The organism is Pseudomonas sp. P5_B3 (assembly GCF_056400405.1).
Window position 1 is genome coordinate 58,166 of sequence record NZ_JBFULI010000018.1, and the last position, 15,462, is coordinate 73,627.

Annotated in this window: 7 protein-coding genes and 1 pseudogene; 1 reads left to right on the plus strand and 7 read right to left on the minus strand. The window is 59.5% G+C overall.

The window, feature by feature from the left end; translation table 11 throughout:
• Positions 1-61 precede the first annotated feature (61 nt).
• The 7 genes and pseudogenes from AC1DRN_RS13205 to aceE all read right to left on the minus strand — a co-directional run bounded on the left by AC1DRN_RS13205 (position 62) and on the right by aceE (position 12,032).
• Positions 62-760 carry an OmpW/AlkL family protein gene (locus tag AC1DRN_RS13205; protein ID WP_223461698.1) on the minus strand — a complete coding sequence of 233 codons (699 nt, stop codon included), beginning with the start codon at positions 758-760 and terminating at the stop codon, positions 62-64.
• Positions 761-913: 153 nt separating this feature from the next.
• Positions 914-3,607, minus strand: coding sequence for a putative bifunctional diguanylate cyclase/phosphodiesterase (locus tag AC1DRN_RS13210; RefSeq protein WP_223461701.1), 2,694 nt, complete (start codon positions 3,605-3,607; stop codon positions 914-916).
• A 333-nt stretch (positions 3,608-3,940) separates the two neighbouring features.
• Positions 3,941-5,224 carry an NHL repeat-containing protein gene (locus AC1DRN_RS13215; RefSeq protein WP_223461703.1) on the minus strand — a complete coding sequence of 428 codons (1,284 nt, stop codon included), beginning with the start codon at positions 5,222-5,224 and terminating at the stop codon, positions 3,941-3,943.
• Positions 5,225-5,448: 224 nt separating this feature from the next.
• Positions 5,449-5,742 (minus strand): annotated as a pseudogene (locus AC1DRN_RS13220) (2-oxo acid dehydrogenase subunit E2); the annotation flags it as partial.
• Positions 5,743-5,763: 21 nt separating this feature from the next.
• On the minus strand, positions 5,764-7,158 hold the full coding sequence (locus tag AC1DRN_RS13225; protein WP_223461705.1) for an alkaline phosphatase D family protein: 1,395 nt from the start codon (positions 7,156-7,158) through the stop codon (positions 5,764-5,766).
• Between the two features lie 273 nt (positions 7,159-7,431).
• Entirely contained in the window at positions 7,432-9,375 is a 1,944-nt protein-coding gene (aceF, locus tag AC1DRN_RS13230; protein WP_223461707.1) for a dihydrolipoyllysine-residue acetyltransferase, read from the minus strand.
• A gap of 11 nt (positions 9,376-9,386) precedes the next feature.
• Entirely contained in the window at positions 9,387-12,032 is a 2,646-nt protein-coding gene (gene aceE, locus AC1DRN_RS13235; RefSeq protein ID WP_108218364.1) for a pyruvate dehydrogenase (acetyl-transferring), homodimeric type, read from the minus strand.
• Between the two features lie 383 nt (positions 12,033-12,415).
• Here aceE and glnE point away from each other — a divergent pair, with 383 nt between their 5' ends.
• Complete coding sequence (glnE, locus tag AC1DRN_RS13240) at positions 12,416-15,355, plus strand: bifunctional [glutamate--ammonia ligase]-adenylyl-L-tyrosine phosphorylase/[glutamate--ammonia-ligase] adenylyltransferase (RefSeq protein WP_223461709.1); 2,940 nt, start codon at positions 12,416-12,418, stop codon at positions 15,353-15,355.
• Positions 15,356-15,462: the final 107 nt, after the last annotated feature.

Consider the following 15,462-nt stretch of genomic DNA (forward strand, 5'->3'; position numbering starts at 1 on the left):
AAGCTCCCTCGCCACAACATCCAGGTTCACCACCACGTGAACATTCTTTCAGCGATGTCGCTTAGAACTTGTAGCCCAGACCCACCATGTAGATGAATGGGTCTACATCGACGTCCACACGTGCCCGGGTACCTGGGGCAATCGAGTTGTTCTCGACGGTGGCGCGGGTATCGATGTCGATGTAGCGCACCTGGGCGTTGATCATGATCTTATCGGTCAGCATGTAGTCAGCACCGACCTGCCATGCCAGGCCCCAGGAGTTTTCCGCCTTGAAGTTGCTGAAACCGGCGGACTGCGCTTGGCTGCCAACGTGTTCGTCGTAGATATAGGTGTAATTGATGCCGCCGCCGACGTACGGCTGGAAGGCCGACTTCGGATCCAGCGGGTAGTACACCAGGCTCAAGGTTGGCGGTAGGTGCTTGAGGGTGCCGAGTTTGCCGTTGGCCGCGCTCAGGGCCGTGTCCTTGAGTTTCACGTCATGCTCGAACGGTGTGGCTGCCAGCAGCTCGATACCCAGGTGGTTGGTGAGCATGTAGGCGAAGTTCAAGCCCAGTTGCGTGTCGCTGCTCATGGTCGCCTTGCCACCCAGGTCGGCACCCGCCAGAGGACCTTGATCGACCTTGACGCTGGAGCTGTCGGCTTCCGGGTTGACGGTGATTGCACCAGCGCGAATGAGAATATCGCCGGCCTCGAAGGCTTGGGCGAGCGGGGCTGCGAGCGCGAGGGCAACCAGCGAAGCGCTGAGCATGGACTTGTTCATGGGGGCTCCAGAGGACGTTAAAAATGTTCGATGTCCAATGGTAAGGTGCCTAACGAATCGGTCTTTTGATGCAGCTCAAGGAAAGTGGCAAGGAGTGGATTTTGTAGCGATTTCGATGGCCCTTCGCGAGCGAGCTCGCAGGTTCTGTGCCTGTCAGGCGATTGGGCCACGTGGGTAGCGCTTGAGCTTTTCGATCAGCTCATTGCCCGGGATCGGACGATCGAACAGGTAGCCCTGGCCGACGTCGCAGCGGTGACGGCGCAGGAACGACAACTGCTCGGCGGTTTCGATGCCTTCAGCCACGACCTTGATTTTCAGGTTGTGCGCCATGGCGATCACCGCGGAGGTGATTTCCATGTCGTCCTGGTTGTCCGGGATTTCGTGGATGAAGCTTCGGTCGATCTTGATTATGTCGATGGGGAATTTTTTCAAGTAACTGAGCGACGAGTAACCGGTGCCGAAGTCGTCCATGGCCAGGGTCAGGCCCAGGCGCTTGAGTTGGTCGAGTTGCAAGTGGGTGTCTTCGGTGGCTTCCAGCAGCAGGCCTTCGGTCAGCTCCAGCTCCAGCAAATGAGCTGGAAGGGCTTCTTCCTTGAGGATGTTGGCAATGGAGGCCACCAGGTCCGGATCGGAAAACTGCTTGGGCGACAGGTTGATCGCCACTTGCAGGTTGCCCAGGCCGGCGGCGGTCAGCGCTTTGCTCATGCGGCAGGCCTGGCGGGCGATCCATTTGCCGATCGGAATGATCAGCCCGGTTTCTTCGGCGACGCTGATGAACTGATCCGGGCGGATCATGCCCTTTTCCGGATGGTCCCAGCGCAGCAGTGCTTCCATGCCCAGCAGGCGACCGCTGCGCAAGCACAGCTTGGGCTGATAGAACACGTCGAGTTCGTTCTGGGTCAGGGCGCGTCGCAGGTTGTTCTCGACGAACAGCTTGTAGCTGGCCTCGGCGTTGAGCGCTTCGGTGAACACTTGCACCTGGTGTTTGCCATTGGCCTTGGCCTTGTGCAGCGCCAACCCGGCATTGCGCATCAGGGTTTGCGGGTCGCGCCCGTGCAGCGGCGCGCAGGCCAGGCCCACGGAGCCGGTGACGCTGATCAACTGGTTGTCGACGAACATCGGTTTGTCGAGGGTCGCCAGTAACTGGTTGGCTACTTGCTGACCCACCGTGAGGTCGCTGTTGTCCAGTAACACGGCGAATTCGTTACTGGCGAATCGCGCCAGGCTGCCGCTCGGAACCAGGCTGTTGCGCAGGCGTCGGGCGAGGCTGATCAGCAGCTTGTCGCCAGTCTGGTGGCCAAGGCTGTCATTGATCCGCTTGAAGTTATCGATGTCCACCAGCAACAGGCTGATTGGCGCATCGCTGTCCCGGGCGAAGCGTTCATCGAGGTTGCGAATGAAGGCCGGGCGGTTGCCGAGATTGGTCAGGTTGTCGGTGTAGGCCAGGCGCTCGATACGTTGCTGAGCGAGCTTGGCCTGGGTGATGTCTTCGTAGATGCCGATGTAGTGGGTCAGCTCGCGGTTGTCGCCGTAAACCTTGGAGATCGACAACTGGCCCCAATAGGGTTCGAGATTTTTCCGGCGACTCTTGAATTCGCCCTGCCAACTGTTGCTCTTGGCCAGCGCCGAAGGCGCGTCGAACAGCAGTTCGCTGAGGTTCTCCAGGGCTGGTAGTTCTGACAGGCGCTGACCGTGCACTTCTTCCGTGGAATATTGGGTGATCGCGGTGAAGCTCGGGTTGACGTATTCCACCACGCCGTCGCAGTTGACCAGCAGAAAGGCGTTGGCACTTTGCTCGACCGCACGCTGGAACAGGTGCAGGGCGCTGGTGGCGGTTCGCCGGTTGTGGTTGCTGATGACCTGGGCAAACTGGTCCGCCAGTTCTCCGGCGAAGGCGATTTCATCCGACTGCCAGGCGCGGGTCGCGCCGGTCTGCTCCAGGCACAAAACGCCGACCACCTGGCCATCGACGCGGATACTGGCGTCGAGCATTGCGTTGACGTCGCGCGGACGCAGGCTTTCGGCCATCTCCCGGGTACGCGGGTCGCGCATGGCGTTATGGGCGTCGATGGCGCGGCCGGTGTGCAAGGCGTCGAGGTAATCGGGGAAAACGCTGACGTCGATCGGCTGCGGCAGCAGGTATTGCTGATTCGTGCGGTGATAGGCCGAGATCGGCACCAGCCTCGAGCCTTCGAGGTGCCACAGGCTGGCGCAGTCGATCTCGTAAATATCGCAGGCGCTGCGGGTGATCAGCTCGGCGGCTTCCTGCAAGGAATTGTTGCTGCTGTAGCGTTGACGGGTGAGCAGCAGGATCAGGTCCTGCTGGGCACGCGCCCGGTCCAGATGCAGCAGTTGCTCCTGCTGGGCACGTTGATTGAGTTCCAGGGCGATTTGCAGGCGCGAGTTCTGGGTTTCCAGATCCAGCGCCGGTTGCAGCGGGTCGTCCTCGACCAGGCCGTCAATGACCAACAGGTAGCCGCGCAACAGGTGACGATTGTGTTGTTTGTAGGCTTCGCCCAGTTCCAGCAGATTCAGGGAGCCCGAGGCGGTGTGCAGGGTGTAGCGGATCAGGTAATGCGGGCTTTCAGTCAGCTGCTGCTGGACCGCGTCGTGCAGTTGATAGCGCGCTTGCGGCTCCATCAGGCTGGCGTAGGGCGAGCCCACCAGCGCACACAACTCGACGGCTGGCAGACCGAACTGGCGTTCGCAATTGGGATCGAGAAACAGCAGCGCCCAGCTGGGTTCATTAAGCCGTTCGAAACGCAGCATGCCGAGCCGCGAGGGCACAGGCAACTGCGTCACTACCTCGGCCACCATACGGCTGGCGGCATCGGGTTGGCTTTTCATGGAGGGAAACTCGCTTCGAATATGCTGAACGCGCCGGGCTCTCGCCCTCTTTACTGTTGCCTGCGGCAAGGTTGCATCATGCGGCACTGGCTGACAAGAGAGGATGAAGGCCAAGTGCTATAAGCCTATGTCGGCAGGAACGAAGATTTCTCCAGTTAATAGCAAAAAGTCATAAATTTGGCCGAATTTGAGCTCTGATTTCTCTTTTCGGTAAAAAATGCGGATGAAAGAAACCCCGCCAGATTGGTGGGGTTGAAGTGTGAGCGATACATCGTCGTCCAGTGGGGGGGGGTGCCTCCCTCAACTTTTGCTATGGAAGTCGGCGAAGAGATCTCAAGTTTCAGGGGTTAGATGGTAGCGTCGTACCGAACCGGCGGAGTTGTCAGTCTGCCCGCCGACCGCCAGCAGCTGGTTATCGGTTCTGATGATGTCCCAGAAACTGCCTTCGAGTTCTTCGAAAAGGCCATTTTTGCCAAAGCTGTCGTCGGGCTGGCCATTGTGTAAGTAGCGAGCCAGCACGCCATGAAAACGTGGCCCAGGAGAGATGATTTGCCCGGCGCAGAGGATCTGCTGGTCATCGTTCGATTGCACGCGCTCGAATCGAATGTTGCGGCTATCGGCAGGCGTGGTGACAGGTTCGAAACTTTGGTCGAGATGCCCGTTTGAGGTAAACCGGACGATCCAGCCCGCGAGTGCCTGTTGTGGGGTCTGGGTGTAGCCCGAGGCAAGCAGTTCTTCATCCGGCGTCTGGTCCAGCGCCAGGAATGCCCGCTCGCCGGGCAGGGCCGTGAAGCCCTGATTGCCGAAGGCCGGATCGGCTTCACCCTCCAGAGTCACGCCAGCCAGTAGCGCCCCTCCGCTATATTGGCCGGCCAGTACGAGGCGTTGCGCAAGGTCGCGCGCCGGCAGACTGATGATTGCATCCAGTCGGCACGGGCCATTTTCATAGGTGATCTCGATGTAGCCTTTATCGTGAAATTGGGTGTCCAGTTGCCCGTTCTCCTTCAGGCGGATCAGAACGGTCCTGGCCGGTTCGCCGTAGAAGTTGTCCATTACGAACGGAATCAGTAACTGTCCCTCGGGAGTCATGATGGGCGGAGTGCTGTGGGTGCCATTACGAGCTTTTGAGGAGCGGGCCATGATTGAGCGCCGGGTCCTGGCGTTGCGCGAGGAATCCAATTCGACGATGGTGACCCCGTTATTGCCGAAGGTCCGGTCACGCTGGCCATTGTGGTGGTACATGACGAACCCTGGAATATACCCGTCCTGGCCTTCGAGCCATGTTGTCAGCAGCAACCGACCATCGGGCATCAACTGAACATCGATACCTTCGTTGGGGCGTACATCATCAAGATCCTCAGACACATAACCCTGGGCATTGAAGGTTCGGTCCAGGCTGCCATCCTCGTTCAAGGCGATCAGAAGTGCTTTGTCGGCATAGCTGCTTGCCAACACTAGCGAGCGGTCCTGACGCAGAGCGACGGCATAGATAGACGAGGCGGATACCCCGTTACCAAGCAGCATTGCGTTGCACTTCACAGTGCCTTGGGTGCCGAAAGTCGTGTCCAGGCGTGGGCTGGAGCGAGCGCTGCAGCGTGGTTGAGGTGGGTTTTGCATGTCATCATCCTTAATAATGGGACCAGTGATTGGCCCTCGCTTATTAAACTAAGTGACGTAAGGCTGGAAAAACAACTGTCAGAAATAACAGGATATTATTTTTGGAGAACAGTGGAGATCGAGGCAAAAAAAAGCCCCGCCAAATTGGCGGGGTTGAGGTACGAGCGTGGCGCTCGGAAACGTGGAACGCAATCGGGCCTCCGGTGAAGGAGGGTCGGTCGGTGTTACAGGAGCATGGTGCGGATGTCGCCCAGCAGGTCGCTCAGACGCTTGGTGAAGCGTGCAGCAGCGGCGCCGTTGATCACACGGTGATCGTAGGACAGCGACAGTGGCAACATCAGTTTCGGCTGGAAGGCTTTGCCATCCCGGACTGGCCGGATGGTTGCCTTGGAAACACCGGGGATCGCCACTTCCGGCGCGTTGACGATCGGCGTGAAGCCGGTGCCGCCAATGTGGCCGAGGCTGGAAATGGTGAAACAGGCGCCTTGCATCTCGTCTGACGAAAGCCGAGCGTCCCGAAGGCTGTGATTTTTTTGCCATCAACGCAAATTAATGCCTGTCGATTGCAGCAACTTGCCCTCCCGATCGTGGTAATTCACCTGAATGCGTTCTGCATCGATGACGAGATGCGCGAAGTTATCCTGACTGATGACTTTGCCGGTCAATTCCTGTCGATATTCGCCTGCGGCGTTGCGTGCCAACGGCTGGTCGAGGATAAAGCTGGATTGACTGGCATAGGGCAACAGTTTGATGTTGCACAATGGCGACGACACGATGGTGTGCACCTCAAAGTCCGGGTCTTCGCTGTGGGTCAGTCGACTGGTCAAGGAGCCGTGGACGTCGCCGGAAACGAAAATGATATTCTTCAGTCGGTGCGAGCGAATGGTCTCCAGCAACCGCAGCCGTTGCCCGGGAAAACCGGCCCAGGCGTCATCCCCGTTGTGTTTGGCGTCGGGATAGAGCATCACGCTGGTGACCACCAACTTGACCCGGGCGGGGCTGTGGATCAGCCATTGGCACAAGGCATATTCCTGCTCAACATCAAGGATACGTCGATCATCGGCGGACAGATTACGCTGGGTGCGGCTATCGGTGACGAACCATTCGATATCGCCATCGGTGAACTTATACCAATAGTGCTTCGGATGCCGGCTGATCCGCCCATCCTCTAGTAATTCAAATGCCGGGCTGTGGCTGGCTTGATATAACTCATAAGCAGTGATGGCGTTTTTATATAAAAAATCATCGCCTGATTTTTTATTTTTCGGCCAGTTATCTTCAATTTCGTGATCGTCGAGGATCATGTAAGTCGATACATTGGCCATTAACCTGGAAATATGCGGCTGTGAGAAAGTCGCACGGTATTTTGCGAGTATTTCCTGATATTCGCGGTCAGGTGCGAAAAAATTCAAATCGTCGACATAGATCTGATCGCCAGTCATCAACATCGCGCTGACCGGCGGGTCGGCTTGCTGAGCCAATTGTGAAATCGAGGCAAATATCCGGTCGCCCAGATGTGGCGCCGACGGGATGCCGGCGGTCATCCGCAAGTAACGGCATGAGCCAACGAAATAGGCTCGTGGTGTGCCGGCCGTGCTGGACCGGGTGCGCACGCGATAGAGTTCTTGCGGCCATCGCAGCGGCAGTTCTTGCACCGAATCCACGGAGTGCCCGGCACTCGTGGTACTGAACCAGCCAGCCTGGTATTCGTATTCGGTATCGGCCGCCAGGTTATTGATAACAATGACATCGGACATGTCTTGCAGGCTTGTCAGCCTTACAAAGATACTTTTAAGCCATTGCTCACGCCCGGACTGCCGATAACGGATGCCGGCAAATACGGGTGCATCTTTTTGCGCTTCRCCGCGCACAAATATACGCGCGTGATTAGTTGTGGTGTGGCCAATAATCGGGCCAACAGTTAGTTTGAGCATGTTTGAGTCCAATCGCTGCCAGTTAATTGGTAGTTGGTTATTTCGGATGTAATGGGAGGGTGTTCAGCCAAGACTAGTTATTTGGCCTGAATAAATATCTGGCAGAAATGGATTCGAGTTGTGGGCGATATCAGCCACAAATGTAGGAAAGCGTATCAAGCAAGAACTTCAGGCAAAAAAAAGCCCCGCCAAATTGGCGGGGTTGAGGTACGAGCGTGGCGCTCGGAAACGTGGAACGCAACAGGCCCTCCGGTGAAGGAGGGCCGGTCGGTGTTACAGGAGCATGGTGCGGATGTCGCCCAGCAGGTCGCTCAGACGCTTGGTGAAGCGTGCAGCAGCGGCGCCGTTGATCACACGGTGATCGTAGGACAGCGACAGTGGCAGCATCAGTTTCGGCTGGAAGGCTTTGCCGTCCCAGACTGGCTGGATGGTTGCCTTGGAAACACCGAGGATCGCGACTTCCGGCGCGTTGACGATCGGCGTGAAGCCGGTGCCGCCAATGTGGCCGAGGCTGGAAATGGTGAAGCAGGCGCCTTGCATCTCGTCCGACGAGAGCTTCTTGGTCCGGGCTTTTTCAGCCAGGGAAGCAGCCTCGGCGGCCAGTTGCAGCAGGCTCTTCTGGTCGACGTTCTTGATGACCGGTACCAGCAGGCCATCCGGGGTGTCGACGGCGAAGCCGATGTTGACGTATTTCTTGCGGATGATCGCTTTGCCGCTTGGCGCCAGCGAGCTGTTGAAGTCCGGCAGTTCCTTGAGCAGGTGCGCACAGGTCTTGAGCAGCAACGGCAGGATGGTCAGCTTGACGCCGGCCTTCTCTGCAACGGCTTTCTGGGCAACACGGAACGCTTCGAGCTCGGTGATATCCGCCGAGTCGAATTGCGTCACGTGCGGCACGTTCAGCCAGCTGCGGTGCAGGTTGGCGGCGCCGACCTGCATCAGGCGGGTCATCGGCACTTCTTCGATTTCACCGAAGCGGCTGAAGTCCACGACCGGAATCGGCGGGATGCCCGCGCCACCGGTTGCGCCAGCAGCAGCGGCCGGCGCTTCCTTGGCCTTCTGCATCATGGCCTTGACGTAAACCTGCACGTCTTCCTTCAGGATGCGACCGTGCGGACCGCTGGCGCCAACGGCGTTCAGCTCGACGCCGAATTCGCGGGCCAGTTGACGCACGGCAGGGCCGGCGTGAACTTTTGCACCAGGCTTGGCTGGCGCGGCGGCCGGGGCAGCAGCAGGTGCGGCGGCGGCAGGAGCAGCAGCTGGAGCAGGTGCGCTCGGAGCTGCAGCGGCAGTTGCCGGTGCAGCGGCCGGAGCGGCGCCTTTGACTTTCAGCTTGAGGATCAGGTCGCCGGTACCGACTTCGTCATCGAGCTTGATGGAAATGCTTTCCACCACGCCAGCGGCTGGCGACGGGATTTCCATGCTCGCCTTGTCGGACTCCAGGGTGATCAGCGACTGGTCGGCCACAACGGTGTCGCCGGCCTTGACCAGGACTTCGATGATCTTGGCCTTGCCCGCCGAACCGATGTCCGGAACGTGGATGTCCTGAACGCTGTCGGCCACTGGAGCAGCCGGTGCGGCAGCGGCAGGCGCGGGAGCAGCGGCGGCAGGAGCGGCCGCCTGAGCTGGAGCGGCAGCAGCTGGTGCAGCAGCACCCGCCACTTCCAGATCCAGAATCAGGTCGCCAGTGCCGACTTCATCGTTGAGCTTGACGCTGATGGCCTTGACCACGCCAGCGGCAGGCGACGGGATTTCCATGCTGGCCTTGTCGGATTCCAGGGTGATCAGCGATTGATCAGCCGCGACGGTGTCGCCGACCTTGACCTGGATCTCGATGATCTGGGCCTTGCCCGACGAACCGATGTCCGGCACGTGCACTTGCTGAACGCTGGCGGCAGCCGGCGCAGCAGCAGGAGCGGCGGCGGCAGGAGCAGCAGCCGGTTTGGCTTCAGCCTTGGCAGCCGGCGCAGCGGCAGCCGCAGGGGCACCTTCGACTTCCAGTTCCAGCAGTTCGTCGCCTTCTTTCAGGCGATCGCCCAGCTTCACTTTCAGGCTCTTGATGATACCGGCCTTCGGCGCGGGCACTTCCATGCTCGCCTTGTCCGATTCCAGCGTCAGGATGCTCTGGTCGGCTTCGATACGGTCGCCGACCTTCACAAACAGTTCAATTACTTCACCTTCACCGCTGCCGATGTCAGGTACGCGAATGAGTTCGCTCACAAAATCTCTCCTCAGCAGTCCAGTGGGTTGCGTTTTTCCGGGTTGATACCGAACTTGGCAATGGCCTCGGCCACCACTTTAGGTTCGATGTCGCCACGGTCAGCCAGTGCTTCCAGGGCTGCCAACACCACGAAATGACGGTCGACTTCGAAGAAATGACGCAGTTTCTTGCGGCTGTCGCTACGGCCGAAACCGTCGGTGCCCAGGACTTTGAATTCCTTGGACGGTACCCACTGACGGATCTGCTCGGCGAACAGCTTCATGTAGTCGGTAGACGCGATGACCGGACCTTTACGGCCGTTCAGGCACTCTTCGACGTAGCTCAGCTTAGGCTTCTGGCCAGGGTGCAGACGGTTGGTGCGTTCAACGGCCAGGCCGTCGCGACGCAATTCGTTGAAGCTGGTAACGCTCCACACGTCGGCGCCGACGTTGAACTCTTCGCGCAGGATCTTCGCTGCTTCACGGACTTCACGCAGGATGGTGCCGGAGCCCATCAGCTGAACGTGGTGCGCCGCTTCGCGGGTGTCTTCCTCAAGCAGGTACATGCCTTTCTTGATGCCTTCTTCGGCACCGGCCGGCATGGCAGGCTGCTGGTACGACTCGTTCATCACGGTGATGTAGTAGAAGACGTCCTGTTGCTCTTCGGTCATCTTCTTCATGCCGTCCTGAATGATCACCGCCAGCTCGTAGCCGTAGGTTGGATCGTAGGTGCGGCAGTTCGGGATGGTGGCAGCCAGCAGGTGGCTGTGACCGTCTTCGTGTTGCAGGCCTTCACCGTTCAGGGTGGTACGGCCGGCAGTGCCGCCGATCAGGAAACCACGGGTGCGGCTGTCGCCAGCGGCCCAGGCCAGGTCACCGATACGCTGGAAGCCGAACATCGAGTAGAAGATGTAGAACGGCAGCATCGGCTGGTTGTGGCTGGAGTACGAAGTACCGGCAGCGATGAAGGAGCTCATGGCGCCCGCTTCGTTGATGCCTTCCTCGAGGATCTGGCCCTTCTGGTCTTCCTTGTAGAACATCACCTGGTCTTTATCGACTGGCTCGTAGAGCTGGCCGACGGAGGAGTAGATGCCCAGCTGACGGAACATGCCTTCCATACCGAAGGTACGGGCTTCGTCCGGGATGATCGGCACGATGCGCGGGCCGATTTCCTTGTCCTTGACCAGCTGTGCGAGGATCCGCACGAAGGCCATGGTGGTGGAGATTTCACGGTCGCCCGAGCCGTCCAGGATCGCCTTGAGGGTGTCCAGTGGCGGAGTCGGGATGTTGAAGCTCTTGGCGCGACGCTGAGGCACGAAGCCGCCCAGTGCGGTACGACGCTCGCTCAGGTAACGGGCTTCGGCGCTGCCTACTTCCGGTTTGAAGAACGGCAGGTTTTCCAGTTCATCGTCCTTGACCGGGATGTCGAAGCGATCGCGGAACAACTTCAGGCTTTCGACATCGACCTTCTTGGTGTTGTGCGCAGTGTTCTTCGCTTCGCCGGCACCGGTGCCATAACCCTTGATGGTCTTGGCCAGGATGACGGTCGGTTGTTCTTTGTGGTTGACCGCTTCGTGGTACGCCGCGTAGACCTTGTACGGGTCGTGGCCGCCACGGTTGAGCTTCCAGATCTCGTCGTCGGACAGGTCTTCAACCATCGCCTTGAGTTCTGGCGTGTTGAAGAAGTGTTCACGCACGAACGCGCCGTCTTTGGCTTTGTAGTTCTGGTACTCGCCGTCGATGACTTCGTCCATGCGGCGTTGCAGGATGCCGTCGACGTCCTTGGCCAGCAGTGGGTCCCAGAAACGGCCCCAGATGACTTTGGTCACGTTCCACTGGGCACCGCGGAACACGCCTTCGAGTTCCTGGATGATCTTGCCGTTGCCGCGAACCGGGCCGTCAAGACGCTGCAGGTTGCAGTTGATGACGAAGATCAGGTTGTCCAGCTTCTCGCGGCCGGCCAGGGAGATGGCGCCCAGGGATTCCGGCTCGTCGCACTCGCCGTCGCCCAGGAAGCACCAGACTTTCTGTTTGCCTGGCTGGATGAAGCCACGGTGTTCCAGGTACTTCATGAAGCGTGCCTGGTAGATCGCCTGGATCGGGCCCAGACCCATGGATACGGTCGGGAACTGCCAGAAGTCAGGCATCAGCCAAGGGTGCGGGTAGGACGACAGGCCTTGACCATCGACTTCCTGACGGAAGTTGTTCATCTGGTCTTCGGTGATGCGGCCTTCCATGAATGCGCGGGCGTAAACGCCTGGCGAGGTGTGGCCCTGGAAGTAGATCAGGTCGCCGCCGTGTTCGTCGCTCGGGGCCTGGAAGAAGTAGTTGAAGCCGATGTCATACAGGGTCGCACTGGACGCGAAGCTGGAGATGTGACCGCCGAGGTCGGAATCTTTCAGGTTCGTACGCATTACCATGGCCATCGCGTTCCAGCGTACCAGCGAGCGAATGCGGCGTTCCATGAACAGGTCGCCAGGCATGCGTGCTTCGTGGGTAACGGGGATCGTGTTGCGGTAAGGCGTGGTGATGGCGTAAGGCAACTGCGAGCCGCTGCGGGTCGCGAGTTCACCCATACGGGTCATCAGATAGTGAGCACGGTCTTCGCCTTCTTTGTCGAGAACCGATTCCAGGGCGTCCAGCCATTCCTGGGTTTCGACGGGATCGAGGTCTTGCATGGCTTGCTCCAGGGCGGAAAGGCTACCAGAATCGGTTGCCTGAGTTAGCGACTGGCCTTGTGGGCAGACGTTATGAATTCTTGGATTGCCGACAGGTTGTTCCGGCGGCGTGTAGTTTTACTACAAATCTTCCGGCATTTCAGCCCGTCTAATGTATATACGAGTAGTAAAACTACAGATGAGCGGCTTGTAGCCCCCGGCTGCGTTGTGAGAATAATCGTTAAGGTTGGTCTTTTTCCAACTACAAAAGGTAAAAGCTTGATGCTGGCTGCCAAAATTAAAGAAATTTCAGCTATTTCTAACTTTTGTTCGACAGTCCCTCAGGTAGTGAGTTTTCGAAAACCACTACATGCAGTCCGTTGTACGCCGATCAAGGATAGACCATGAGCCTCCCTTCGCTTGCCGAACTGCCCGCCATTCTCCTGCCGTTGGTCACCCGCGCCGAGCAGTCGTTCCGGGCTGCCGTCGCTGCCCTGGACGATGATCACGGGCTGTCCACCTGGACGCCGGAACGCTGGGCGCAATTTGCCCGCGTCACCGCCGCCAGCGATTTCGTGATTGAACAGTGTGTTCGTGACCCTTTGATGTTGCTGGCGCTGGTGCAGTCCGGCGAACTGGACCGCCGCTTCGCGCCCGGTGAGTTGTGCGCGCAGATTGCCGCTGCCGTGAGCGTGGCCGAGACCGATGATCAGCTTGGTCGCGCCTTGCGCCGTCAGCGTGCACGCCATCAGGTGCGGATCATCTGGCGCGACCTGACCCGTCAGGCTGACCTGGTACAGACCTGCCGCGACCTCTCGGACATGGCCGATGCCAGCATCGATCAGGCTTATCAATGGTTGTATGTGCGGCATTGTCAGCAGTTCGGCGTGCCGACCGGCCGACGTAGCGGCGAGCCGCAGCAGATGGTCATCCTCGGCATGGGCAAGCTCGGCGCCGTGGAGCTGAACCTGTCCTCGGACATCGATCTGATTTTTGCCTACCCCGAGGGCGGCGAAACCGTCGGTGTGAAACGCGCGCTGGATAACCAGGAGTTCTTCATTCGTCTGGGCCAGCGGCTGATCAAGGCCCTGGACCCGATGACCGTCGACGGCTTTGTATTCCGCGTCGACATGCGCTTGCGACCTTACGGTTCGTCCGGCGCTCTGGTGCTGAGCTTCAACGCGCTGGAACAGTATTACCAGGATCAGGGCCGCGATTGGGAACGCTACGCGATGATCAAGTCGCGGGTGGTGGCCGGCGATCAAGTAGCCGGCGCGCAACTGCAGGAGATGCTGCGACCGTTCGTTTACCGGCGCTACCTGGACTTCTCGGCCATCGAAGCGCTGCGCACCATGAAGCAGCTGATCCAGCAGGAAGTACGGCGCAAGGGCATGGCCGACAACATCAAACTCGGATCCGGCGGTATTCGTGAAGTCGAGTTCATTGCCCAGGCGTTCCAGCTGATTCACGGCGGCCGCGATTTGAGCTTGCAGCAACGCCCGCTATTAAAGGTGCTGAGCACGCTGGAAGGTCAGGGTTACCTGCCGCCGGCTGTGATCGGCGAGCTACGTGAAGGTTATGAATTCCTGCGTTACACCGAACACGCGATTCAGGCGATTGCCGACCGCCAGACGCAAATGTTGCCCGATGGCGAGCAGGATCAGGCGCGTATTGCCTTTATGCTGGGTTTCGCCAACTGGACGGCCTTCCACGAACAATTGATGTATTGGCGCGGCCGCGTGGCCTGGCACTTCGGGCAGGTGATCGCCGATCCCGACGAAGAGCAGGGCGCCGAAAGCGAAGTGGTGGTCGGCGGTGAGTGGTTGCCGCTGTGGGAAGAGGCTCAGGACGATGAGGCCGCTTGCCGTCAACTGGAAGAGGGTGGTTTCAAGGATGCCCCAAAAGCCTTGAAAGCCCTGGCCAGTTTGCGCAGCAGCCCCCAGTTGCGGGCGATGCAGCGTCTGGGTCGCGAACGTCTCGATGCTTTTATTCCGCGTTTGCTGGCGCAGGCCGTGGAGCATGACAATCCGGACCTGGTACTGGAACGGGTGCTGCCGCTGGTTGAAGCCGTGGCCCGTCGCTCCGCGTACCTGGTGCTGCTGACCGAGAACCCCAGTGCGTTGCGGCGGTTGCTGACGCTGTGCGCGGCGAGCCCGTGGATCGCCGAGCAAATCACTCGCTTCCCGCTGCTGCTCGACGAATTGCTCAACGAAGGCCGGCTGTTCAAACCGCCACTGGCGCCAGAACTGGCGGCTGAATTGCGCGAGCGCCTGACACGGATTCCCGAGGACGACCTCGAGCAGCAAATGGAAGCCCTGCGCCACTTCAAGCTGGCGCACCGCCTGCGGGTGGCTGCCTCGGAAATCGCCGGCAGCCTGCCGCTGATGAAGGTCAGCGATTACCTGACCTGGCTCGCCGAGGCGATCCTGGAGCAAGTGCTGGCACTGGCCTGGCGCCAGACCGTGGCCAAGTACGGCACGCCGCTACGCACCGATGGCACTTTGTGCGATCCCGGCTTCATCATTGTCGGTTATGGGAAAGTCGGCGGTCTGGAACTCGGGCATGGTTCGGACCTGGACCTGGTGTTCATCCACGACGGCGATCCGCAGGCTGAAACCGATGGCGTCAAACCCATCGATGGCGCGCAATTCTTCACCCGGCTGGGGCAGCGGATCATTCACTTGCTGACTGCACAGACCAACTCCGGGCAGTTGTATGAAGTGGACATGCGTCTGCGGCCATCCGGTGCGTCGGGCTTGCTGGTGAGTTCCCTGGGGGCGTTTGCCCGCTATCAGGAAAACGAGGCCTGGACCTGGGAGCATCAGGCATTGGTGCGGGCGCGGGTGTTGGTGGGCAGTCAGGATGTCGGCCAGGCCTTCGAGAAAGTCCGCGCCGCGATATTGGGCAAGACGCGTGAACTGCCGACCCTGCGCCAGGAGGTCAGCGAGATGCGCGCCAAGATGCGCGATAACCTGGGCAGCAAGAGCACGGCGGCCGGCACCGGGGCAAATGCCTTCGAAGCCACGGCGCCGTTCGATATCAAGCAGGACGCCGGAGGTATCGTCGATATTGAATTTATGGTGCAATACGCGGCCCTGGCGTGGTCCGAAACACACCCGCCGTTGCTGCGCTGGACCGACAACATCCGCATTCTGGAAGAGCTGGAGCATGAAGGGCTGATGCCCGTCGAAGATGCCGGCCTGTTGCGTGAAGCGTATAAAGCGTACCGTTCCGCCGCCCACCGGCAGGCCTTGCAGAAGGACCCGGGGGTGATTCCGGGCGACCAGTTCGCGGACGAACGGCGGCAGGTCATGCGGATCTGGCGTGAGCTGGGGCTAAGCTGAAACGGGATATTCGATACGCCCAATACCCCTGTGGGAGCGAGCTTGCTCGCGATGGCGGACTGACAGTTACCATTGATGTTGAATGTGATGGCCTCATCGCGAGCAAG